The organism is Gordonia sp. B8661-1 (assembly GCF_059427765.1).
In genome coordinates this window covers 819,899-843,348 of the sequence record NZ_JCAHRL010000001.1, presented here as the reverse complement: position 1 = coordinate 843,348, position 23,450 = coordinate 819,899, and the positions used below count along the sequence as shown (strand labels likewise).

The window sequence follows — 23,450 nt, the reverse complement described above, 5'->3', positions numbered from 1 at the left end:
CTGCGGGTTCCGGTGCGCCCCACCTGAGTGCGGCGCTCTCAGGAACCTGACAGCGTCGGCCCAGAGTGGGCGAAGTTTGGTGTCCGACTCTTGCTCCATGCCCACAGACACCCTGCGGCCGATGGCGGCCGCACCCGCGACGATCATCGCCGATACCTCGGTGCGCGGCCCGGTCCTCGACATCGTGGTTCCGGTGCACGACGAGGAACTCGACGTCGAGCGCGCCATCCGACGGCTGTCCGAGCACCTCCGCACCCACGTGCCGTATCCCGCCCGGATCACCGTCGCCGACAACGCGAGCACCGACGACACGTTGTCCATCGCCGCGGCGACGGCGGAGGAGGTCGGTGGCGTACGGGTGGTCCACCTCGATGCGAAGGGGCGCGGTCGTGCTCTCAACGCCGTCTGGCGCACGAGCGACGCGCAGATCGTCGCCTACTGCGACGTCGACCTGTCCACCGACCTCAACGCGTTGATGCCGTTGATCGCACCGCTGATCTCCGGTCACTCCGACATCGCGATCGGCACCCGGCTGTCCCGTGCGTCGCGCGTCGTGCGCGGGCCGAAGCGCGAGTTCATCTCCCGTTCCTACAACCTGATCCTGCGCACCACGATGCGCGCCCGGTTCTCCGACGCGCAGTGTGGATTCAAGGCCATGCGCACCGTCGTGGCGCGGGAGATCCTTCCGTACGTCGAGGACTCCGGCTGGTTCTTCGACACCGAGCTGCTGATGCTGGCCGAGCGGATCGGCCTGCGCATCGCGGAGGTTCCGGTCGACTGGATCGACGATCCGACGAGCAGCGTCGACATCGTGGCGACGGCCATCGCCGACCTGAAAGGTTGTGCGCGTGTCGGTTTCGCTCTCGCCGCCGGTCGATTGCCCATCGCCGACCTGCGCGCCACGATCGGGCGCGACCGTTCACCGGGACCACGGATCGACGGCGTGCCGGTCGGTCTGGTCGGGCAGTTGGCACGATTCTGTGTGGTGGGCGTGCTGTCCACCGCCGCCTACGCGGCGCTGTACCTGATGCTCCACGCGATGGTGGGCGCCCAGGCCTCGAACTTCCTGGCCCTGGCCATCACGGCCATCCTGAACACCGCGGCCAATCGGCGTTTCAGCTTCGGTGTCCGCGGCCGCGACGACGCGGTGCGCCACCAGATCTTCGGTCTCGGCGTCTTCGCGTTCGGCTGGATGGTCACCGCGGGTGCGCTATTCGGGCTCCATCACCTCGTTCCGGACGCGGGCAAACATGTGGAGCTCGCCGTCCTGGTGATCGCCAATCTCGTTGCCACCCTTACTCGATTCGTCGGTCTGCGATGGATTTTCCGTCATCACCTGGCGGCACGGACCGTCGGACAGGAGACCGCACGATGACCACCCTCACCACCGCCACCCCGGCGCGACCCGGTGCGCCGGCGACGACGACTAACACCCCGGCCAGATCCGTGGTGGGGCAGCGTACCTCACTGGCAGCGCTGATCATCGGTACCGCGATCATCAACCTCTGGAATCTGTCGATCAACGGCTATGCCAACTCCTTCTACTCGGCGGCTATCCAGGCCGGATCGAAATCCTGGAAGGCGTGGTTCTTCGGGTCGTCGGACATGGCCAATTCCATCACCGTCGACAAACCGCCTGCGTCTCTGTGGATTCCGGCGCTCTCGGCGCGGGTCTTCGGTGTCAACTCATGGTCGATCCTGGTGCCGCAGGCGCTGATGGGCGTCGCCGCCGTCGCGCTGCTGTACGTCATTACGCGCCGGTACTTCGGCCACTGGACAGGCATCCTCGCCGGAGTGGTGCTGGCGTTGACGCCGGTCGCCGCGATGATGTTCCGCTTCAACAATCCCGAAGCCCTGCTCATCCTGTTGATGGTGGCGGCTGTCTGGGCCACCCTGCGCGGGATCGAGGACGGACGCATCCGCTGGATGATTCTCGCCGGGGTGTTCGTCGGATTCGGGTTCCTCACCAAGCAGTTGCAGGTGATGCTGATCGTCCCGCCCCTGGCGCTGACGTATCTGGCCTTCGGACACCGTGATTGGCGTACGCGCATCGGCCATCTGTTCGCCGCACTGGGGGCACTGATCGTGAGCGCGGGCTGGTGGCTGCTGATCGTCGAACTGTGGCCTGCGTCGTCGCGTCCGTGGATCGGCGGTTCGCAGAACAATTCGATACTGGAATTGACGTTGGGCTACAACGGATTAGGCCGGCTGAACGGCAATGAGACCGGCAGCGTCGTCCCCGGCGGCGGCTATGGCGGACCGGGTGGTCGCCCGGGCGGCGGAATGTGGGGCGAGACCGGCTGGCTGCGGATGTTCGACCCCGCGCAGGGCGGCCAGATCGCCTGGCTGATCCCTACCGCTCTGGTGCTGCTCGTCGTCGCGCTGCTGCTGCTCGGCAGGGCGCGGCACGAATCCGGCTCGCTCCCGGCGCCGAACACCGGCGCCCAGCGCGCCTACCTCACGATGTGGGGGCTGTGGCTGCTCGTCACCATGGCGGTGTTCAGCTTCATGGCAGGCATCTTCCACAGCTACTACACGGCCGCGCTGGCTCCCGCGGTCGCGGCGGTCGTCGCGGGTGGTGCCGCGGTCTGCTGGAGCGCCCGGGACGTGTGGTGGGTGCGGATCACCCTGTCGGCATCCGTGGTGATCGCCGCGGTGTGGGGATTCGTGCTGCTGAACCGTGCCCCGGACTTCGTGCCCTGGCTGCGCTGGACCGTGCTGATCGTCGGGATCGTCGCGGCAGCGTTGATGTTCCTGACCGATCGCCCACGGTTCGCCGCGGTCGCTGCCGGCCTGGCGCTTCTTGCCGGACTGGCCGGACCCCTCGCCTACACCGTCGACACCGTCACCACGGCCAAGCAGGGCTCGATCATCAGTGCAGGCCCACGGATCGCCGGCGAGTTCGGCCCCGGCGGAGGCGGACCTCGTCGCGGACCGGGCTTCCCCGGCGGTCCCGGCGGATTCTCGCCGCCCGGAGCATTCCCCGGACCCGGCGGCGGGCCCGGTGGATTACCCGGCATGCCGGGGCGCGGGCCCGGCCCCGACGGCGCACCCGGAGTGGACGGTAAGCGCGGTGGACCGGGCGGTCCCGGCTTCCTGAAAGGATCGACGCCCAGTGCCGAAGTGATGGCGACATTGTCGGAGCATGCCGGGAAGTTCACCTGGGTGGCGGCCGCGGTCGGTTCCATGGAGGCGTCCGGCTACCAGCTGGCGACCGGCTACTCGGTGATGCCGATCGGCGGGTTCAACGGCTCGGACCCGTCGCCGACTCTCGCCGCGTTCCAGAAACTCGTGGCGGAAGGGAAGATCCACTTCTTCATCGGCGGCGGTCGCGGGGGACCGGGCGGCGGCAATGCCGATCAACCGTCGGCGCAGATTCGGACATGGGTGGAGGAGAACTTCACCGCGACGACCGTCTGCTCGACCACCCTCTACGACCTGACGGCACCGAACAACTGACGACCACGCGGGCGATCCCCGGCCGATGAGGGGCACAGCCACTACAGTGCCGATGTGACCACATCGATCGGGCATCGCATGCGCCGGATGGGCGGCCGTGACACGCACGAGGGCGGTCGCGTCGCCACCAGCCTGGAGTTGTTCTACGACCTCGTCTTCGTGGTGGCCTTCGCCACCGTCGGCACCCAGGTCGCCGAACAACTCGCCGAAGGCCACTATCAGGTGGCGATCTTCGGCTGCCTGCTCACGACCTTCGCCGCGATCTGGGCCTGGATCAACTTCGCGTGGTTCGCCTCGGCCTTCGACACCGACGACTGGTTCTTCCGGCTGACGGTTCTGGTGCAGATGATCGGTGTCGCGATCATCGCGCTCGGCGTGCCGCCGGTTTTCGAATCCCTCGCCCACCACGAACACGTCGACAACCGCGTCATGGTCATCGGCTACATCGTGATGCGTGTCGGCATGGTGTCCCAGTGGATCCGGGCGGCCGTGCAGAGCACCCGCTACCGGCGTGCCTGCCTCATCTACGTCGCTGCGACGCTGCTCGCGCAGGTGATCTGGGTGGCCGTCGTCATCGCGGACATGGCGCCGCTCCCCACGTTGTTCGCCATGATCGCCGGCGTCGTCGTGGAGATGGCCGGTCCGGTGATCGCGGAGACCAGGGGCGGCGGCACACCCTGGCATGCCCACCACATCGCCGAACGGTATTCGCTGCTGACCATCGTCACCCTGGGTGAGGGGGTCGTCGGCACCGTCGCGGTGCTCGGCGCGCTCATCCAGACGCAGGGCTGGTCGGTGGAGACCGCGGTCCTGGGCCTGGCCGCCATGGGGCTGACGTTCTCCATGTGGTGGCTGTACTTCATCGTGCCCGTCGGCGATGCCCTGCACGCCCGGCGGGAGAAGTGCTTCCTCTGGGGCTACGGACACATCCTGATCTTCATGTCGGCCGCCGCCGTCGGCGCCGGATTGCACGTCGGTGCGCTGTATCTGGAGGGGGAAGCCCACATCCCGGCGGGCGCGGTCGTCGCCTGCCTGGCCATCCCGCTCGGCATCTACTGCGTCGGCATCATCGTCATGTACGAGTACCTGATGCCCTTCGACGTCCTGGGCATCGCGATGGCCGTCGGCGCCGTGGCGGTGCTCGGCGGTGCCGTCTGGCTCGCCGCGGCCGGAGTATCGGTGATCGTCGCGATCGTGGTCGCGGCGTGCGCGCCGGCCCTGATGGTCGTACTGGACGAGATCGTCGGTGTGCGGCGCCGAGACGTCCACAGCTGACACCGCTGCGGCTGCTCGTCCGCGCTATGCACTCGGCCGCGCGCTTCGGTGACGTCCGTGGACGGTCCACTAGAGTCAGTGCCGTGCGCGTACTGGTGATCGGCTCGGGCGGCCGCGAACATGCCCTTCTTCTCGGACTGTCCGCCGATCCGTCGGTGACGGAGTTGCACGCGGGCCCGGGTAATGCCGGGACGTCGGCGATCGCGACGAATCATCCGGTGGACGTCGCCTCCGCGGAGGCCGTGGTCGCGCTGGCGCGTGAGGTGCAGGCGGATCTGGTCGTCATCGGGCCGGAGGTGCCGCTGGTGCTCGGTGTGGCGGATGCGTTGCGGGAGGCCGGTTTCGCGACGTTCGGCCCCAATGCCGCGGCCGCGCAGATCGAGGGATCGAAGGCCTTCGCCAAGGATGTGATGGCTGCTGCCGGCGTACGGACCGCGCATAGCGAGATCGTCGACAGCCCGGCCGGTATCGACGCCGCGCTCGCACGGTTCGGACCGGTCTGGGTGGTCAAGGACGACGGACTGGCCGCGGGCAAGGGGGTCGTCGTCACCGACGATCTCGCCGCGGCTCGTGCCCACGCCGCCGACCTCATCGAGAGCGGCCATCCGGTGCTGCTGGAATCCTTCCTCGACGGTCCGGAGGTCTCGCTGTTCTCCCTGGTCGACGGCGAGACGGTGGTGCCGCTCATCCCGGCGCAGGATCACAAACGGGTCGGCGACGGCGACAGCGGCCCGAACACCGGCGGCATGGGGGCCTACACACCGCTGCCGTGGCTGCCGGAGGCGATGACGCAGCGGATCGTCGACGAGGTGGTGAAGCCCGTAGCCGCCGAGATGGCCAAGCGAGGCACACCGTTCTCGGGTCTTCTCTACGCGGGTCTGGCCATCGGGAAGGACGGGCCGTCGGTCGTCGAGTTCAACTGCCGGTTCGGTGATCCGGAAACGCAGGCGGTGCTGGCGCTGCTGAAATCCCCTCTGGGACAAGCACTCAACGCCACCGCGACCGGCACGCTCGATCAACTGCCCGCGCTCGAATGGGCCGATGGGGCAGCGGTCACCGTGGTCGTCGCGGCCGAGAACTATCCCGGCAAGCCACGCACCGGCGATCCGATCACGGGGGCCGACGGCGAGGGCGTGCTCCACGCGGGGACGACCCGTAACGCCGACGGTGCCGTGGTGTCGTCGGGCGGACGGGTGCTCGCCGTCGTCGGTACGGGTGCCGACCTCGCCGAGGCGCGCGCGCAGGCCTACGACCGCATCGCGACCGTCACGTTGCCCGGTTCGCATCACCGCACCGACATCGGGAAGGCCGCACTCGACGGAGACATCCGACTCTGATGCTCACCGAATCCGCTAAAGCTCACCAGATCGGCTGAGCGTAAGCGGAATGCGTGAGCGTCACCCCAGAGCTCAGTTGGTGAAGTTCCGTCCCAGGAACTCGATCTGATCCGGCAGAACACTGCGCCAGTACCGATTGGTGTGGCCGCCGGCCGAGGTCCCGAAGGCCGCGGGCGGATGCAGGCCCGCAGCCCACTGGCGGGTGTAGGTGAAGAACTGATCGCTCGAGCCGATGGAGATCATCAGCGGGATCTTCGCGAATGCGCTCTGCTTGCCGAACAGCGAGTTGGCGTCGTAGTCGGCCTGCCCGTCGAAGGCGCGGGGCGGGAAGTTGCGCGGATCCGCCCACAGCGCAGGCGAACTCACCGCGATGGACGCGACCCGGGGTGCCCCGAGCAGTGCGCCGAGGCGGAGGGCGCCGTAGCCGCCCATCGACCATCCGAAGAGCCCGATCCGGTCGGTGCTCAGGTCCAGATCCTTGTTGGCGGCGAGCATCGGCAGGAACTCGTCGAGAATCATCGCGGCGCCGTCGGACCCGTCGAGCCGGCGATGGAAGTAGTTGCGTCCGGCGTCGGCAGCCGCGAGCGCGAAGGGGGCGTTGCCCGCGTCGACGTACTTCTGCAGGGCGCCCTGCATGTCGAGTTTCGACGAGAAGATCGACATCTCGTTGGTGTTCAGCGCGTGCAGCACGACGACGACGGGCAGTCGGCCGGTCACGCCGTTGGGGCGGGCGACGGCCCACTTGGTGGGTCGGCCGTTCATCTTGGCCGACGGGAACACGCCGGTGACGATGGGCGGGCCGCCGGCCACGGTGGCCTTCTCGGTCTCCGACGGCAACTCGTCGTCGGCGGCATGCGTCTCGAGCTTCCGCGGTTCCACCGTCGTCGAGGTCTGGGGTGCGCAGGCGGCCAATGCCCCGATGACGCCCGCACCCAGACCGCCGAGCAGGGCCGAACGACGAGTGACCCGACCGCGGATCTGTGCGGTCGGGTCCGGTCGGCGCGAATCCTGTTCGGGCCGGGGTGAAGTCGTGGGTTCGCCGGTCATCGGTTCACCAGGGTACCGGGCTTCGCGTCATGCCCCGAATCACGCGAGGACGCCACGCCGAGTATGTGACCGATGTGCCGGATGTGGACGATGTGACGTGTGATCGCGTGGGCTGGACCACAATCGGCGGACGCCTATCGGCGCCGGCCGAAGATCCCGCGCCGCGGTGCATCCGGGTGACCGGCACACCACCGGGCGGCCGGCACGGACGCCTTCACCGCGGCGACGTGGCGTCCGCAACCCGACCAGGTCGTCTTGCCGCAGTGACGGCAGCGAGTCGCATGGCACATGTCACGCCACCCCGGCCAGGTCGGTTTCGGTGAGGTTCGGCGGTCCGGTCCGCGGCCGTTCCATCTGCGCGAAGGCCGGCGTCGTGGCGAGCGCGGACAGTCCGTCGAACAGGCGGTCGGCCTCCTCGGCGTCCGGAATCCCGGTCAGCACCGGGCCGAAGAACGCGCGCTCGCCGATCACCGTGATCGGGCTGCCGCCCGAACCTCCGAGCGTCTCCTGACTGAGCGCGTGGGCCTCGGCGACGTCGTCATCATGACTGTCGTCGTCCATGGCCGTGTGCAGTCCGGCATCGAGTCCGCATTCGGTGAGCGCCTCGACGGCCAGGTCGTCGGTGAGCGGCCGGCCGTCGGTGTGCAACCGGCGGCCGAGCGCGCGGTACAGGTCGGCGAAGGCCGCCTCACCGGCGCTCGCCAGCAGTCGTCCCGCCCGTCGCGAGGTGAGCATCCGCTCGGCATGTGTACCGGACATCTCCTGACCCTCGTTGAGCGTCGCGAGACTCATCTGGCGCCAGGTGACGGCGATACCCCGACGGTCCGCGATCCCGGTCAGCCATCGGCTGGTGGCCCAGGCGAAGGGACAGGCCGGGTCGACGAACACCGTGACCCGTGGACCGGATGCGGTCATCAGGCACCTGCCGACAACGCGTCGATCGCCGCACGCAGTTTGGTTGCCGCGTCAGCGGCCACCTCGGGCAGTCCCGGAGCGTCGGCGACCTGCACCATGATGTCCGGGTTCATGGCTTCGACGATGACGGTGCCGGGGTTGGCGGTGTCGTCGCGCACGACCACGTTGCACGGCAGCAGCAGGCCGATCTGCCGGTCGACGCCGAGTGCCCGGTGTGCGAGAGCCGGATTGCAGGCGCCGAGGATCAGGAACTTCTCCATGTCCTCGTCCAGCTTCTTCTTCAGGGTGGCCTGGACATCGATCTCGGTGAGCACCCCGAATCCCTGTTCGGACAGCGCATCCCGCGTGCGTGCGACGGCGTCGTCGAAAGTGGTGTTCAGGGTGGTGGTGAGGCCGAGTGTCATGGCTTCTTCCTTCCTTTCGGGGTTATGCGAGCGCGAGGAAGAGCTTTTCGAGCTGCTCCTCGGTCATGGGTTCACGATTGTCGGCATCGTCGCCGGTCAGGCATTCACGGAGACCGGTCGCGACGATCTTGAAGCCGGCCCGGTCGAGGGCACGGGACACCGCGGCGAGCTGGGTGACCACGTCCTTGCAGTCGCGGCCCTGTTCGATCATCGAGATGACTCCGGCGAGCTGCCCGTGTGCGCGGCGGAGCCGGTTGAGTACGACCGTGATGGATTCTTCGTCGCCGACCATGGTTCTTCCTTCGGTGGACCGGATAATGCCTCCATTGTATACCCCTTGGGGTATGTCGGATCAGTGCCGGAAGGAGATCTCCGGCAGTACACGGCGCAACCAGGCCGGACTCCACCAGGCGCCGTGGCCGGTGATGCGAAGCAGTACCGGGAGCAGCACCAGGCGGACCAGGGTGGCATCGAGCAGCACGGCCACGCCCAGGATGATGCCCATCTCCTTCGGCGGAAGCGGTTGCGCCAGAGCGAAGGTGAAGAATACGGCGACCATCACCGCGGCGGCCGCGAAGATCACCCGCCCGGAATGGGCCAGTCCGTCGATCATGGCGCGATGCGGATCGCCGGTCTTCTCGTAGTGCTCCTTGGCGGTCGCCAGCAGGAAGACGGTGTAGTCCATGGCGATCGCGAAGATCATGGCGAAGAAGAACACCGGCCCCCAGCCGTCGAGGAAACCCTGCGGCGTGAAACCGAGCAGTCCGGAACCGTGCCCGTCCTGGAAGATCAGCCGCGCCACCCCGAACGCCGCCGCGGTCGACAGCAGGCTGACCAGCGTGCCGAACAGTGCGATGACCGGCGCCCGCAGCGCGACGAGCAGCAGCAGGAAGCCGAGCGTCAGGATGACGGCGACGACCACCGGGAACCAGTCGTTGAGGGCCTGCTGCAGGTCGAGGTTCTCCGCCGGTGCGCCGCCGACGAGTGCGTCGCCGGGTAACTGCGCGCGGAGGTCCGCGACGATGCCCCGGAGTTCCTCCGACGACGGGTCGACCGCCGGAATCGCCTGCAGCAGGGCGTAACCCGAGCCGTCGGCCGCCGACTGGGCGGGCATCACCGCGGCAATACCGGGACGCTCACCCGCGATACGTGCCGCCTCGGCGGCCTGATCGGCGGGGGCGACGATCTGCAACATTCCCGGTGCGCCCTCCCCGAATTGGCGCTGGACCAGTTCGTAGCCCTGTCGGACCGGAGCGTCCTCGGGGACCACGGAGATCGACGGCATCGCGACCTTGATCCCGATGACGGGCAGTGCCAGCAGGATCAGCAGCGCACCCGCGCCGATGGCGAACGGCCACGGATGGCGATGCAGTGTGGCGCCCCACTTCTCGAACGCGGGGGAGGTGTGCCGGGTGGCGTTCTTGCGTGCGAACGGCAGTGCGCCGGCGTTGACCCTGGTGCCCAGCTTCGAGAGCGTCGCCGGTAGCAGTGTCACCGTGGCCAGCAGTACGACCGCCACCGCGACCATGATGCCCACCGCCATCGTTCGCACCGCCGGAGCCGGAACCAGCAGTACCGCAGACAAACTCACGAGCACGGTCAGTCCCGACAGCACGACCGCCTTGCCCGCGGTGTCCATCGTCTCCATCACGGCGGCCCGTGCATCGCCGTGTGCGGCGATCGCCGCACGGAACCGCGACACCATGAAAAGGGCGTAGTCGATGCCGAGGGCGAGAGCGAACATCATCGCGAAGTTCATGGCCCACACCGAGATCGGTGTCACCGAGTTCAGCAGCACGAGTCCGCCCGCCGACGCGACGAGGCCGGCGATGGTGAGCATCAGGGGCAGTCCGGCGGCGACGAGCGATCCGAACGCGACGACCATGATCGCGAGGGTGACCGGCCAGGAGAACATCTCCGCCTTGATCATCGCGTCGTGATTGGCCTTGTTGAAGTCACTCCACAATGCGGATGCGCCGGTCGGGAGGACGCGAATGTCGTTGCCGGACAGCCCTGTCAGTGCATCCTTGTGCTCGTCGACGGCTTTGACCATGGCATCGGTGTCGGCGTTGGCTCCGGCGATGAGGATGCCGGTGTGGCCGTCCGGGCTGATGGTCGCATTCGGCTGGGGTGGGATCACCTCCCCGAACCGATCGTCGGCGGCGAGCAGGGTGGACACCTCGGCGATGGTGCGCTGCACCTCGGGATCGTCGACCTGACGGCTGGCCGAGTGGATCACCACCTGGACCGCGGCCGATGAATTGCCGCCGAAATGCTTATCCGCCAGTTCGCGCACGGCGACCGACTCCGAGCCGTTCGCCTGCCAGCCCGCCCCGGCCAGGCTGCCGAACACCGTGGGTGCCGCGGAACCGAGTCCGATGATCGCCAGGAGCCAGAGTCCGAAGACCCAGCGCCGGTGGTCGGCGGTCCACGCGCCCAGACGTGCCAGGCGTCCGGGGTTGCCGGTGGAGTCCGCCGAGTCGGTCGCCAATGAATCCGTTGCGGGGGAGGTGTCGGTGTCGCTCATCGCTCTTCCGTCGTCGGTTTATACCCCTAGGGGTATCTAGGGTCGCGGCCGAACATACCCTAGGGGGTATCAATCGAGCAAGGTGCGATCACCGAGGCGCGGTGTCATTCGGATGACCGAACCCGGCCGCGCCGGAATGGGAAACGGATTGCTTTCGCCAAAGCAATAATCCCGGCCCCGCGCCTTTGGCAGCATGACCCCATGACTTCGGCGGCTACCCCGAAGGGGCTCCGGCGGCGGTCCCGACTCATCGAGGCCGCCGGCGAGCTTCTGCTGGACGGGGGATTTGATGCGGTGCGGCACCGCGCCGTCGCCGAACGCGCGAAACTGCCTCTCGCGTCGACGACTTACTACTTCGGTTCCCTCGAGGAGCTGATGGCCGAGGCCGCGGGCTATGTATGCCGGTCCGAGGAAGAACTGATGGCCGCGCGATGTGAGTCGCTGTCCCGTCGCAGGAGAGGCGGGCAGGCGACCGCGGAGGTGCTCGCCGAGGTTTTCGTCGGCCTGGACGCATCGGTTCCCGAGTTGTCCGCACGCTACGAGATGATGGCCCTCGCGGCGCGGTATCCCCGGATCCGCGAGGTCGTGTCCGGCCATCGGATCCGGTTGTCCGCCATGCATTCCGAGGTGCTCGTCAAATCCGGCCGCAAAGCCGAACCGATGCATATCGAACGGCTCATCGATGTGGAGGACGGCGCTCTGGTCGGCGCCATCGGCACCAGCGGCGCCGCACCGTACGATGCGGCGCGCAACGCACTCCACGAGGTCATCGACGTACTCGCACCCCGTGCGGATGAGGGGCCGAATCGGGACCGGGGCCGGTGATCGATGACATACTCATACGAGATGAACGGATACGACACGGGGGGAATCGATGCGTAGACAGGCACGGAATCGGGGGACATCGGCGACTACCGGGCGTCGGGGTGCGATGGTCTCGGCGGCACTCGGGGCGAGCGCGGTCGCGGTGACGACCGTGCTGGCCGCACCCGCGTCATCGGCGCCGGCCGCCAAGGTGGATCCGGGAGCGCGGCTATCGTCCGTCGTGTACGGCTCCGGCTGCACCTATCCGATGACGGTGTTCGTCAACTCGTCGGGCCGGGTCACGTTCTGGCAGAAGCGTCGTGGTCATCGCGAGGAGTTCATCGGTGCGGCCTACCCGCAGGGCGCGTCGGCCGCGACGACCTGGACGCCGCGCACGACCGGCAACCGCTGGATCTATGCCCGGCAGAACGGCAAGACCTCACCGCTCGCGCTGGTGCGGGTGCATCAGGGGTACGGCAGCGGAGGCCTGTGCTTCGCCCTGTGAGGGCGGTGAACCGGGCCGATTAGACTGGCCCTCGTGTCAGATCCCGTCAGCAAGCCCGCCATCAGCAATGTCCTCGCCGGTCGCTACGCCTCGGCCGATCTCGCGCAGATCTGGTCGCCGCGCGCGAAGATCGAACTCGAACGCCGCTTGTGGATCGCGGTGCTGCGGGCGCAGCGTGATCTGGGCATCGAGGTGCCCGAGGATGCGATCGCCGACTACGAGCGCGTGGTCGATCAGATCGACCTGGACTCCATCGCCGAGCGGGAGCGCGTCACCCGCCACGACGTGAAGGCGCGTATCGAGGAGTTCAACGCACTCGCCGGCCACGAGCAGATCCACAAGGGCATGACCAGCCGGGATCTCACCGAGAACGTCGAGCAGTTGCAGATCCTGCGATCACTGCAGCACGTTCACGCGCACGGGGTCGCGGTGCTCGCCCGGATCATCGAGCGCGCCGCCCAGTACTCGTCGGTGGTCATGGCGGGCCGCAGCCACAACGTGGCGGCCCAGGCGACGACGCTGGGGAAGCGATTCGCCTCGGCCGCCGACGAACTGATGATCGCGCTGACGCGGCTCGAAGAACTCGTCGACCGGTACCCGCTGCGCGGGATCAAGGGACCGATGGGCACGAGCCAGGACATGCTCGATCTGCTCGGCGGGGATGCCGAGAAGCTCGCACAGCTCGAGGCGCGGGTCGCGACACATCTGGGGTTCGCCCGCTCGTTCATCTCGGTCGGCCAGATCTATCCCCGGTCCCTCGATCACGATGTCGTATCCGCGCTGGTGCAGACCGCGGCCGCGCCGTCGTCGCTGGCCCACACGATCCGGCTGATGGCCGGGCACGAACTGGTCACCGAGGGTTTCCAGCCCGGTCAGGTGGGCAGTTCGGCGATGCCGCACAAGATGAACACGCGCAGCTGTGAACGCGTCAACGGGCTGCAGGTCATCCTCCGCGGATACGGTTCGATGGCCGCCGAACTCGCCGGTGCCCAGTGGAACGAGGGCGACGTGTTCTGTTCGGTCGTGCGTCGCGTGGCGCTGCCGGACGCGTTCTTCGCCATCGACGGACTGATGGAGACCTTCCTGACCGTGCTCGCCGAATTCGGCGCGTATCCCGCGGTCATCGCCAACGAACTCGACCGCTACCTGCCGTTCCTGGCGACCACCAAGGTGCTGATGGCCTCGGTGCGCGCGGGCGTGGGCCGCGAGGCCGCCCACGAGGCCATCAAGGAGAACGCCGTCGCGGTCGCCCTGGCCATGCGTGAGGAGGGACGCGAGCCCGACCTGCTGGATCGGCTCGCCGCCGACGACCGGATCCCGCTGGACCGCGCCCAGCTCGACGAACTGCTCGCCGACAAGGGGGCCTTCGTCGGCGCGGCCGAGCAGCAGGTCGCCGATGTGATCGCGGCGGCCGAGGAGATCGTCGCGCGCTACCCGGAGGCGGCGTCCTACACACCGGCACCCATCCTCTGAGCGGCGCGGACCCGGGTACCTCTAGGGTCGTGTGCATGCGTCCGGAACTTTCGTCCTATACCCATCTCGCGTCGGGAAAGGTGCGGGAGATCTATGAGATCGACGACGACACCCTGCTCCTGGTCACGTCGGACCGGATCTCCGCCTTCGATCACATCCTGGACACGGCCATACCGGACAAGGGGCGCATCCTCACCGCGATGAGCTTCTTCTGGTTCGACGTGCTCGGTGTGCCGAATCATCTGGCCGGCGGTCCCGAGGACGAGCGGATCCCGGCCGAGGTGCTCGGTCGCGCAATGGTGGTCTCGAAACTGCCGATGGTGCAGGTGGAGTGCGTCGCCCGTGGTTACCTGACCGGCTCCGGGCTTCTCGACTACCGGTCCACCGGATCGGTGTGCGGTGTCGAGCTGCCCGCGGGCCTCGAGGAGGCCAGTCGTCTGCCCGAACCGATCTTCACCCCCGCGACCAAGGCCGCGCAGGGCGACCACGACGAGAACATCAGCTTCGAACGGGTCGTCGGGGAGGTGGGATCGGAGTTGGCGACGCGTCTGCGCGACGCCACCCTGGACATCTACGGGCGGGCCTCCGAGCTGGCGGCCGAACGAGGAATCATCTTGGCGGACACCAAGTTCGAATTCGGTCTCGACGCAGGCGGCGGACTGGTCCTGGCCGACGAGGTGCTGACCCCGGACTCGTCGCGCTACTGGGAGGTCGCGAGTTACCGTCCGGGTGAGGTGCAACCCAGCTTCGACAAGCAGATCGTGCGGAACTGGCTGACCGGACCGGATTCCGGCTGGGATCGTGCCGGCGACGTTCCGCCGCCGCCGTTGCCGGCCGCCGTCGTCGAGAAGACCCGCGACCGTTATATCGAAGCGTACGAACTGATTACGCAGAAGTCGTTCGACGAGTGGCCCGATCGGCCGTCGGGCGACAAGGATGGGGGACAGTGATGGGCGACGACGCTCAGAAGAACCCGGCAGCGGTGGCGACACCGCCGGTGGCCAAGAAGGCGCCCACGGAACGCACACATCACGGCGACACGTTCGTCGACGATTACGAGTGGTTGCGCGACAAGGACGATCCCGAGGTGATCGCCTTCCTGGAGGCGCACAACGCGGTGACCGAGGCGTCGACGGCGCAGCTCGCCGGCCTCCGGCAGCAGATCTTCGGCGAGATCAAGAGCCGCACGCAGGAAACCGACATGTCGGTGCCGTCGCGCCGCGGCCGGTACTGGTACTACGGTCGCACCGAGGCCGGTAAGCAGTACGGAATCCGTTGCCGGGCGCCGATTTCCGGTGACGACGACTGGGATCCGCCGCAGGTGAGCGAATCCTCGCCGCTGCCCGGTGAAGAGGTGATCTTCGACGCCAACGTCGAGGCCGAGGGACACGACTTCTTCAGCATCGGCGCGCTGAGCGTGAGTGACGACGGCGACTGGCTCGCCTACAGCACCGATGTGGTCGGCGACGAGCGGTACACCTTGCGGTTCAAGAACCTTCGCACCGGTGAGCTGCTCGACGAGCAGATCCCCGACACGGCCGGCGGCGCGATGTGGTCGGCGGATGCGCGTCACGTCTTCTATCTGACCGTCGACGATGCGTGGCGCCCGGATACCGTGTGGCGTCACGACATCGGCGCCGGCACCGAGGACGTTCGGGTCTTCCACGAGGAGGACGAACGCTACTGGGTGGGCATGGGTTCCACTCGGAGCGACAAGTATCTGATGATCGGCTCGAACTCGAAGGTCACCTCCGAGGTGTACATCCTCGCCGCTGACGACCCGACAGGGGAGTTCCACAGTGTCGCACCACGTGTCGACGGCGTGGAATACGGCGTCGAGCATGCCGTGATCGACGGCGAGGACTATTTCGTCGTGGTGCACAACGACGTTCGGGACGGGGTGAAGGCGGAGAACTTCGCCGTCGACATCGCGCCCGTCGACGACCTGGCGGCCCGCAGGCCGTTGTTCGTCCACGATCCCGCGCGCCGTATCGAGGACCTCGATGCGTTCCGCGACTATCTCGTGCTGTCGTATCGCGAAGATGCCCTGCCCAAGATGGCCATCGCGGACCTACGTCGCGTCGAGGGCATCCCCGCGGAGTCCGACTTCGACGAGGTGACCTTCGACCAGGAGCTGTATTCCGTTGGCCTGGGCGCCAATCCGGAATGGACCACGCCGCGACTGCGCATCGGGTACACGAGTTTCATCGAGCCCGCCGAGCTGCTCGATCTCGACGTCGGGACCGGTGAGCGGACCCTGCTGAAACGGCAGCCGGTCCTCGGTGGCTACGACGCGGCCGACTACGAGCAGTCGCGTGAGTGGGCGACCGCGGCCGACGGCACCCGGATCCCGCTGTCCATCGTGCGGCGCAAAGCGAGCGGGCCGAGTGACAGCACGGGACCGGCGCCGTTGCTGCTGTACGGCTACGGATCGTACGAGGCCAGCATCGATCCGGCGTTCTCGGTGTCGAGACTGTCGATGCTCGACCGTGGCGTGGTCTTCGTGATCGCTCATGTCCGTGGCGGCGGTGAACTGGGTCGGCACTGGTACGACAACGGCAAGACGCTGACCAAGAAGAACACCTTCACCGACTTCGTCGACGCCGCGAAGTACCTCATCGACACCGGCTGGACGGACGCCGAACACATGGTGGCCGAAGGCGGTTCGGCCGGCGGCCTCCTGATGGGTGCGGTCGCCAACCTCGCGCCGGAACTGTTCCACGGCATCCTCGCATCGGTGCCGTTCGTCGACGCGCTGACCTCGATCCTCGATCCGTCACTGCCGTTGACGGTGACCGAATGGGATGAGTGGGGCGATCCGCTGCACGATCCCGAGGTCTACGCCTATATGCGGACCTACTCGCCGTACGAGAATGTCACGGCACAGCCGTACCCGCCGATCCTGGCGCAGACCTCCCTGAACGACACCCGCGTGTTGTTCACCGAGGCCGCCAAATGGGTTGCCCGGCTTCAGGAACTGAGCACCTCGGGTAATCAGGTGCTGCTCAAGACGGAGATGGCCGCCGGGCACGGCGGGGTGACCGGCCGGTACAAGCAGTGGGAGGAAGTCGCCTTCGAACTGGCCTGGATCATCCAGCAGACGGGGTCCCTCGACTCCTGACGAACAGATGTTGCGCTTTGACGCGCCTACCGCGTCGAAGCGCAACCTCTGCCCCGAATACAAGCGTCGGCCCGAGTCCAGCGGACTCGGGCCGACGCTTGTTGTATCAGCGGATCAGTGCATCACGACGGGTGCGCGATCCATGTCCTCCTCGACGAGTCCGGACTCGATCTTCTTGCGCGGCAGGAAGAACGCCGGGATGAGAGTGATCCCGACGAGGACCACGGACACGATGAAGGTGAGGCTGAACGCCTCGGCCGCCTGATCGAAGAAGGACGGCATGACCTGAGCGCCCGGCGGGAGCTGTTCCGGCGCCGTGTTGGACACGATCGCCATCGCGCCCTGCGGACGGTTGGCGAGCAGGGTTGCCAGGATCACCGAGATGATCGCGGTACCGATCGACGACGCGGACTGCTGCACCACGTTCAGCAGGGTGGAGCCGTCCGGCACCTTCTTGCTGGTCAGGGTGGCGAGTGCGGCGGACATGATCGGCATCATCGTCATACCCATGCCCAGACCCTGGACGAAGAGTGCGCCGCACAGAATCCAGTAGGAGGTGTCGGCTCCCATGAAGGTGAACACACCCAGGCCGAAGAAGATCAGCACGATGCCGCCGAGGACGAACTTGCCGGGGCCGATCTTGTCGGTCAGGCGGCCGGCGATCGGCATCGTGAGCATCGCACCCAGGCCCTGCGGTGCCAGAAGCAGACCCGCGGTGAGGGTCGACTCGCCGCGCACGCCGATGAAGTACTGCGGATAGAGCAGCGACGCACCGAAGAACGCGATCATGAAGAAGGTCATGGTGAGCACCGAGACCGTCATCGTCTTGTTCTTGAACAGGCGCAGGTCGAGCAGCGGCTTCTCGGAACGCAGTGCGTGCCAGATGAATCCGCCCACCAGGATCAAACCGATGGCGGCGGGGATCAGCACGCCCTTGTTCATGAAGGTGCGGTGCTCGGCGCTCGACGAGACACCGTAGAGGAACAGTGCCAGACCGGGGGACAGCAACAGCAGTCCGACGACGTCGATGGACGGGCGGGTGGTCTCCTCGTCGTTGCGCAGCACGATCGACGCGTAGACGAAGGCCAGGATGCCGATCGGGATGTTGATCAGGAAGACCCAGTGCCAGGAGGCGACCTCGATCAGCCAGCCGCCGAGGATCGGGCCACCGATGGGCCCGAGCAGCATCGGGATACCGAGCACGGCCATCACCGAACCGACGCGCTCGGGGCCCGCCGCCTTGGTGAGGATCATCATGCCGATGGGCATCAGCAGACCGCCGCCGAGACCCTGGATGACGCGGAACAGCACGAGCATGCCGATGTTGGCGGCCATCGCGCACAGCGCGGAGCCGATGACGAACAGCACCAGCGACGTCAGGTAGACCCGCTTGGTGCCGAAACGTGCTGCGGCCCAACTGGAGATCGGAATCACCGCGGCCAGCGCCAGTGTGTAGCCGGTGGCCGTCCAGGCCGCGCCCGCGGCGTCGGTCTTGAACTCGCTGATGAAGGTGTTCTGCGCCACGGCGACGACGGTCACGTCGAGGATCGACATGATCGCGCCGAGCACGACCACGCCGGCGACCATCAGGACGTGCCGGTCGAGTTTGGTATCCGGTTCCGCCTTGGGGGCGTCCGCCGGAGCTGACGAGGATGTCATGCGGTGACTTTCTGTGAGTGGTCGGGGGCAGAGTCGTGCGGGGTGATGCCGGATGCTCCGGAGTCCTCGAGCAACGCGAAGTAGTCGACGTCGGAATCGACGATCGGCTGTAGCGCCTCGGACAACCGGCTACGGAGTTCGTCGGGAAGTCCCGAGACGAATGCGTTGATCAGTCCGTCCTTGAAGGTGAGCTGTTCGTCGACGATGCGACGTCCGTCGGCGGTGAGCGATACGCGCTTCACGCGCCGATCGGTGGCGTCCTCCCGCCGGTCGACCAGTCCGGCACCGACGAGTTTGTCGACGGTGCGACCGGTCGCGGCGAACGACAGGTTGACGTGGTCGGCGATCTCGTTGACCGGCATGGCGCAGGGCGAGTCGGTGTGTGAACCGAGGGTGAAGAGCACCTTGAGTTGGGAGAACGTCAGATCGGTTGCCGCGAGGAGATCCATCGCATGCGATTTGCCGCACGCGGCGAAGCGGTCGAGGAAACCGGTGAGCACCTGGCTTGCCGTCTCGACCGAACCGGTGGCCGCACGAGACGGACCGGTGGGAGAGGACGATTCGGAAGGATGCACGTCGGCAATAGTAGCGACGACGCAACTATTTCTTGAGCGCAAGTAACGGTGAGATCGAGCACCCTTTCCGGCAGCCCGTGACGGGTGTCACGGGGTTGGGTAGTTTCTGGATATGAGCATCAAGGACATTCCCGTGACCGGACTCGACGGCACTGCGCTGAATCTCGCGGACTTCTCGGGCCCGCTGCTGATCGTCAACGTGGCCAGCAAATGCGGTCTCACCCCGCAGTACACCGGCCTCGAAGAACTCGCGACGACCTACGGCGACCGCGGACTCACCGTCATCGGCATGCCGTGCAATCAGTTCATGGGGCAGGAACCCGGAACCGCCGAGGAGATCGCCACCTTCTGTTCGACGAACTACGGCGTGACCTTCCCGCTCCTGGAGAAGGCCGATGTGAACGGCGACGACCGTCATCCGCTGTACGCCGAACTGACGAAGACCGCCGACGCCGACGGAGAGGCGGGCGACGTGCAGTGGAACTTCGAGAAGTTCCTGGTCGATGCCGACGGCGTGGTCGTCAAGCGCATCCGTCCGCGCACCGAACCGACGGCACCCGAGGTCGTCGAGGCCATCGAGGCTCTCCTGTAGCGCGGCTCCGGTCCGGTTGGTCTCGATACGCGGCGGGCTCGCTGCGCTCGCTCGCCGCTACTCGACCAGCGAGACGTTCTCGCTCGCCGCTGGTCGACCGGCAGGAGCCCTGGCTGGTCGAGTAGGCCACGAGCGCAGCGAGTCGCCGTATCGAGACCAACCGGACCGCGACCGACCCACTCGACCGGCGACGGCCGAACCGTCGCCGGTAAGGTGTTCGCTGTACAGCGACCAGTGAGAACGGAGCAGCAGCCGATGGCGCGAGTGGTGGTCGACGTGATGCCCAAGGCCGAGATCCTCGACCCGCAGGGCCAGGCGATCGTCGGGGCTCTGGACCGACTGGGATTCGCCGGGGTCTCCGACGTCCGGCAGGGCAAGCGATTCGAGTTGGAGGTCGACGACTCGGTCGACGACGTCACCCTCGAGCGCATCGCCGAGGAACTCCTCACCAACACGGTGATCGAGAACTTCAACGTCACCCGCATCACGGACTGAGGCTCGATATGACAGCACGTATCGGTGTCATCACCTTCCCCGGCACGCTCGACGACGTCGACGCGGTGCGTGCCGTCCGGCTCGCCGGTGCCGAGCCGGTTGAACTGTGGCACGGCGACGCCGACCTCAAGGGTGTCGACGCGATCATCGTCCCGGGTGGGTTCTCCTACGGTGACTATCTGCGGGCGGGTGCCATCGCGCGTTTCGCCCCGGTGATGGGCTCGGTCGTGGAGGCCGCGGCCAAGGGCATGCCGGTTCTGGGGATCTGCAACGGTTTTCAGGTGCTCTGCGAGGCCGGTCTGCTGCCCGGGGCGCTCACCCGTAACGAGGGTCTGCACTTCATCTGCCGCGACGAGTGGCTGAAGGTCGAATCGAACACGACGGCGTGGACGACCCGTTTCGAGCGCGGCGCCGAGATCCTCATCCCGCTGAAGTCCGGTGAGGGACGCTACGTCGCACCGCAGCGCAAACTCGAGGAACTCGAGGGTGAGGGCCGGATCGTGTTCACCTACTCCGGTGGCAACCCGAACGGCTCGGCGCTCGACATCGCGGGTGTGGCGAGTGCCGACGGGCGCGTGGTCGGACTGATGCCGCATCCCGAACATGCCACCGAGCCGCTCACCGGGCCGAGTGACGACGGTCTGGGCCTGTTCTACTCCGTCATCGACTCCGTACTGGCCTCCGTCTGACCCGACGGGATGCGGAATGGGTTCCGATTCTGCTGTGACTGACCGGATATGGCCGGTGAGAGCCGGAGAGGTGGCATGACTGTGGGTACGGGCACGACGATTCCGACGACGGCCACGGCCGCCGGCCTGGGGGAGTTCATCGACGCCGCGCCGTCGCCGTTCCACGTATGTGCAACGGTCGCAGCCGAATTGGAGGCTGCCGGATACACCCGGCTGCACGAGGACCGGGACTGGCCGGTTGCCGCCGGACGTCACTACGTCATCCGTGGTGGTTCGCTGGTGGCGTGGGACTCGGGGTCGGCCGGCACCTTCCGGATCGTCGGCGGCCACACCGACAGCCCCAACCTCCGGCTCAAGCAGGCGCCCGCGCGCGTCTCCGCCGGCGTCGACATGGTCGCTCTCGAGCCCTACGGCGGCGCGTGGCTGAACTCCTGGCTGGACCGCGATCTGGGACTGTCCGGCCGGCTCGCCTACCGCGGCGCGGCCGGAGTCGAGCACGTGCTCGTCCACGTCACCGAGCCGATACTCCGCGTGCCGCAGTTGGCCATTCACCTCTCCGAGGACCGCAAGGGCGTGGCGCCCGACCCGCAACGGCACCTCGACGCGATCTGGTCGGCCAGTGGTGACGCACCGGACATCCTGCGCTGGGTCGCCGGGTATGCCGCCATCGATCCCGATGCGTTGCTCGGGTGGGAACTGATGACCCACGACGTGACGCCGAGCCGGCTGATCGGCCCCGGCGAGACCTTGCTCAGCGCACCCCGGCTCGACAACCAGGGCACCTGCTACGCGGGACTGCGCGCATTGCTGGACGGTTCGGCGAACGGCGACGCGCGGCCACACACCCGGATGCTCGCCCTCTTCGACCACGAGGAGGTGGGCAGCGGCTCGGAGCGCGGTGCCGCCTCCGATCTCCTGGCGACGATCTGTGAGCGGATCGTGTTGTCGCGCGGTGGTTCTCGCGCCGACTACCTGCAGGCGATGGCGGGCAGTATCTGCCTGTCCGGCGACATGGCGCATGCCACGCATCCCAATTATCCCGAACGGCACGAGCCCTCACACCAGATCGCCATCGACGGCGGTCCGGTGCTGAAGGTGAATCAGAATCTGCGCTACGCGTCGGATGCCGTGGGGGAGGCGGAATTCGCGATCGCCTGTGCTGCCGCGGGTGTCCCGATGCAGCGGTACACCCATCGCGCGGACCTGCCGTGCGGCTCCACCATCGGTCCCATCACCGCGGCCCGTACGGGGTTACGGACCATCGATGTCGGCGCGCCACAGCTGGCCATGCACAGCGCACGGGAGCTGATGGGCGCCGCCGACGTTCCGATGTATTCCGCTGCGCTGCAGGCGTTCCTGAACGACGCGGCCTGAGCCGCGGACGCCTCAGTAGCCGCGGGCGAAACCGAGCACGTTGTCGACGTAGGTCATCGAGTTGTTGTATCGCAGGATCGCGCGGACCTGATCGGCGGGCTTGCGCATATCAAGGTTGCCGTCACAGAGGTACTTCGCGGTGGTGAGTGCGGCGTCGTAGATGTTTTGTGGGTCGGCCGTGCCGTCGCCGTTCCCGTCGGCACCGTACTTCTCCCAGGTCGAGGGAAGGAACTGCATGGGTCCGACGGCGCGGTCATGCGCGGCGTCCCCGTCGAGCCTGCCGCCGTCGGTGTCGGTGATGACCTCGTTGCCCGCCAGTGTCCCGTTGAGCGTGGGCCCGTAGATCGGTGTGAGCAGTTGGCCGGTACGCGGGTTGATGTTGCCGTTGTCGGCGTGGTGGGACTCGACCCGGCCGATACCCGCGACGGTGTTCCAGGTCATGCCGCAGCCCGGAGTGGTCTTCGAGAGTGTCTCCGCCGCACGGTGATACGCCGCGAACGCCTGCTTCGGTACCTCGCCGGACGTCACGCTGGCCGGGAACGCCGGAAGGATGTCGGCGGCCGCGTGGGTGCCGGCGGCCGGTGCGGTGCGCGCTCCCGCCGCGGCTCCCGGGGCGCCCGCGGTGGCGGCGACCGGACGGACATCGGCGCCGGGGGCGGTCGGTGAATCGTGGGCGGCGCTGCGTGCGGTGGGCTGGTCCGGGGTCTGGCCGACGGTGACGGTCGCGGCCGCGGCGGCGAGGACGCCGAGCGGCACCGTCGCCATCACGAGTGGTTTCCGGGACCTGCGTACCCGGGCGACGGGTCCGGCATCAATGGACTGTGCGGCCCTTTCCGAATCCATTCCGGGAATGTCGTCGTCATCATCGAGATCCGCTATACCAAAGTCTTTGACGACGAGATGATTATCATCCACCGCACATTTGCTGAATGCATTATCGTCGTTGGTGAATTCTGCATCGTCATAAGCGTCGGCGACATACTCGACAGGGGTCAGGACTTCGGTCGGGCAGTCGGTGACGTGCTCGGCCCAGCGGAGTTCCTGTACATCGAACTCGGTGGTGATCTGCAGGTCAGGGTCCTGCGAGGGGCGTGGTGCCAGGGTGGTTCCGACCGGCCAGTGGCTCGGAGCCGAGTGTTTGCCCATGAATCCGTACGACCTCGTGCGTCTCGTATGTCCCAGCTGATTTCGCATATGGC

22 protein-coding genes are annotated in these 23,450 nt (G+C 67.3%); 13 read left to right on the top strand and 9 right to left on the bottom strand.

What is annotated here, in order from left to right; translation table 11 throughout:
* Positions 1 to 97 precede the first annotated feature (97 nt).
* From AC4JJG_RS03970 to purD, 4 genes are all read left to right on the top strand, one after another.
* The gene (locus AC4JJG_RS03970; protein WP_495398828.1) at positions 98 to 1,375 is read left to right on the top strand and encodes a glycosyltransferase; all 1,278 of its coding nucleotides are present in this window, start codon (positions 98 to 100) and stop codon (positions 1,373 to 1,375) included.
* Positions 1,372 to 3,459, top strand: a complete 2,088-nt coding sequence (locus AC4JJG_RS03965; RefSeq protein WP_495398829.1) for an ArnT family glycosyltransferase — start codon at positions 1,372 to 1,374, stop codon at positions 3,457 to 3,459. Before AC4JJG_RS03970 ends, AC4JJG_RS03965 begins: the two co-directional genes overlap by 4 nt.
* Positions 3,460 to 3,546: 87 nt before the next feature.
* On the top strand, positions 3,547 to 4,734 hold the full coding sequence (locus tag AC4JJG_RS03960; protein ID WP_495399601.1) for a low temperature requirement protein A: 1,188 nt from the start codon (positions 3,547 to 3,549) through the stop codon (positions 4,732 to 4,734).
* A gap of 83 nt (positions 4,735 to 4,817) precedes the next feature.
* Positions 4,818 to 6,071, top strand: a complete 1,254-nt coding sequence (gene purD, locus AC4JJG_RS03955; RefSeq protein WP_495398830.1) for a phosphoribosylamine--glycine ligase — start codon at positions 4,818 to 4,820, stop codon at positions 6,069 to 6,071.
* Positions 6,072 to 6,143: 72 nt separating this feature from the next.
* Here purD and AC4JJG_RS03950 read toward each other — a convergent pair whose 3' ends face one another.
* From AC4JJG_RS03950 to AC4JJG_RS03925, 6 genes are all read right to left on the bottom strand, one after another.
* A complete protein-coding gene (locus AC4JJG_RS03950; RefSeq protein WP_495398831.1) occupies positions 6,144 to 7,118 on the bottom strand; it encodes an alpha/beta hydrolase in 975 nt (324 codons plus the stop codon).
* Positions 7,119 to 7,252: 134 nt separating this feature from the next.
* Entirely contained in the window at positions 7,253 to 7,408 is a 156-nt protein-coding gene (locus AC4JJG_RS03945; RefSeq protein WP_495398832.1) for a DUF8730 family Cys-rich protein, read from the bottom strand.
* A 1-nt stretch (position 7,409) separates the two neighbouring features.
* Entirely contained in the window at positions 7,410 to 8,033 is a 624-nt protein-coding gene (locus tag AC4JJG_RS03940) for a mycothiol-dependent nitroreductase Rv2466c family protein (RefSeq protein WP_495398833.1), read from the bottom strand.
* Positions 8,033 to 8,437 carry a DUF302 domain-containing protein gene (locus tag AC4JJG_RS03935; RefSeq protein ID WP_495398834.1) on the bottom strand — a complete coding sequence of 135 codons (405 nt, stop codon included), beginning with the start codon at positions 8,435 to 8,437 and terminating at the stop codon, positions 8,033 to 8,035. The genes AC4JJG_RS03940 and AC4JJG_RS03935 overlap by 1 nt, the downstream gene beginning before the upstream one ends.
* 22 nt (positions 8,438 to 8,459) lie before the next feature.
* Positions 8,460 to 8,729 (bottom strand): metal-sensitive transcriptional regulator, encoded by a 270-nt coding sequence (locus tag AC4JJG_RS03930; protein WP_495398835.1) that lies wholly within the window; start codon positions 8,727 to 8,729, stop codon positions 8,460 to 8,462.
* Between the two features lie 60 nt (positions 8,730 to 8,789).
* A complete protein-coding gene (locus AC4JJG_RS03925) occupies positions 8,790 to 10,964 on the bottom strand; it encodes an MMPL family transporter (RefSeq protein WP_495398836.1) in 2,175 nt (724 codons plus the stop codon).
* A 201-nt stretch (positions 10,965 to 11,165) separates the two neighbouring features.
* Here AC4JJG_RS03925 and AC4JJG_RS03920 point away from each other — a divergent pair, with 201 nt between their 5' ends.
* The 5 genes from AC4JJG_RS03920 to AC4JJG_RS03900 all read left to right on the top strand — a co-directional run bounded on the left by AC4JJG_RS03920 (position 11,166) and on the right by AC4JJG_RS03900 (position 16,867).
* Positions 11,166 to 11,789, top strand: a complete 624-nt coding sequence (locus AC4JJG_RS03920) for a TetR/AcrR family transcriptional regulator (RefSeq protein ID WP_495398837.1) — start codon at positions 11,166 to 11,168, stop codon at positions 11,787 to 11,789.
* A 106-nt stretch (positions 11,790 to 11,895) separates the two neighbouring features.
* Entirely contained in the window at positions 11,896 to 12,273 is a 378-nt protein-coding gene (locus AC4JJG_RS03915) for a hypothetical protein (RefSeq protein ID WP_495398838.1), read from the top strand.
* Positions 12,274 to 12,306: 33 nt separating this feature from the next.
* Positions 12,307 to 13,746 (top strand): adenylosuccinate lyase, encoded by a 1,440-nt coding sequence (purB, locus tag AC4JJG_RS03910; protein ID WP_495398839.1) that lies wholly within the window; start codon positions 12,307 to 12,309, stop codon positions 13,744 to 13,746.
* A 35-nt stretch (positions 13,747 to 13,781) separates the two neighbouring features.
* Complete coding sequence (locus AC4JJG_RS03905; RefSeq protein ID WP_495398840.1) at positions 13,782 to 14,696, top strand: phosphoribosylaminoimidazolesuccinocarboxamide synthase; 915 nt, start codon at positions 13,782 to 13,784, stop codon at positions 14,694 to 14,696.
* Entirely contained in the window at positions 14,696 to 16,867 is a 2,172-nt protein-coding gene (locus tag AC4JJG_RS03900; RefSeq protein ID WP_495398841.1) for a S9 family peptidase, read from the top strand. Before AC4JJG_RS03905 ends, AC4JJG_RS03900 begins: the two co-directional genes overlap by 1 nt.
* A 114-nt stretch (positions 16,868 to 16,981) precedes the next feature.
* Here AC4JJG_RS03900 and AC4JJG_RS03895 read toward each other — a convergent pair whose 3' ends face one another.
* Together AC4JJG_RS03895 and AC4JJG_RS03890 are read right to left on the bottom strand one after the other, a co-directional pair.
* Positions 16,982 to 18,526: a DHA2 family efflux MFS transporter permease subunit gene (locus AC4JJG_RS03895; RefSeq protein ID WP_495398842.1), complete on the bottom strand. Its 1,545-nt coding sequence runs from the start codon at positions 18,524 to 18,526 to the stop codon at positions 16,982 to 16,984.
* Entirely contained in the window at positions 18,523 to 19,101 is a 579-nt protein-coding gene (locus tag AC4JJG_RS03890; protein WP_495398843.1) for a MarR family winged helix-turn-helix transcriptional regulator, read from the bottom strand. Before AC4JJG_RS03890 ends, AC4JJG_RS03895 begins: the two co-directional genes overlap by 4 nt.
* A 112-nt stretch (positions 19,102 to 19,213) precedes the next feature.
* Here AC4JJG_RS03890 and AC4JJG_RS03885 point away from each other — a divergent pair, with 112 nt between their 5' ends.
* From AC4JJG_RS03885 to AC4JJG_RS03870, 4 genes are all read left to right on the top strand, one after another.
* A complete protein-coding gene (locus AC4JJG_RS03885) occupies positions 19,214 to 19,693 on the top strand; it encodes a glutathione peroxidase (RefSeq protein ID WP_495398844.1) in 480 nt (159 codons plus the stop codon).
* A gap of 255 nt (positions 19,694 to 19,948) precedes the next feature.
* Complete coding sequence (gene purS, locus AC4JJG_RS03880) at positions 19,949 to 20,188, top strand: phosphoribosylformylglycinamidine synthase subunit PurS (protein ID WP_495398845.1); 240 nt, start codon at positions 19,949 to 19,951, stop codon at positions 20,186 to 20,188.
* An 8-nt stretch (positions 20,189 to 20,196) separates the two neighbouring features.
* Complete coding sequence (gene purQ / locus AC4JJG_RS03875; RefSeq protein WP_495398846.1) at positions 20,197 to 20,877, top strand: phosphoribosylformylglycinamidine synthase subunit PurQ; 681 nt, start codon at positions 20,197 to 20,199, stop codon at positions 20,875 to 20,877.
* A 75-nt stretch (positions 20,878 to 20,952) separates the two neighbouring features.
* Positions 20,953 to 22,251 (top strand): M18 family aminopeptidase, encoded by a 1,299-nt coding sequence (locus AC4JJG_RS03870; protein ID WP_495398847.1) that lies wholly within the window; start codon positions 20,953 to 20,955, stop codon positions 22,249 to 22,251.
* 12 nt (positions 22,252 to 22,263) lie between these two features.
* Here the strand turns inward: AC4JJG_RS03870 and AC4JJG_RS03865 are convergent, their stop codons facing one another.
* A complete protein-coding gene (locus AC4JJG_RS03865; RefSeq protein ID WP_495399602.1) occupies positions 22,264 to 23,016 on the bottom strand; it encodes a lytic transglycosylase domain-containing protein in 753 nt (250 codons plus the stop codon).
* Between the last annotated feature and the right edge of the window lie 434 nt (positions 23,017 to 23,450).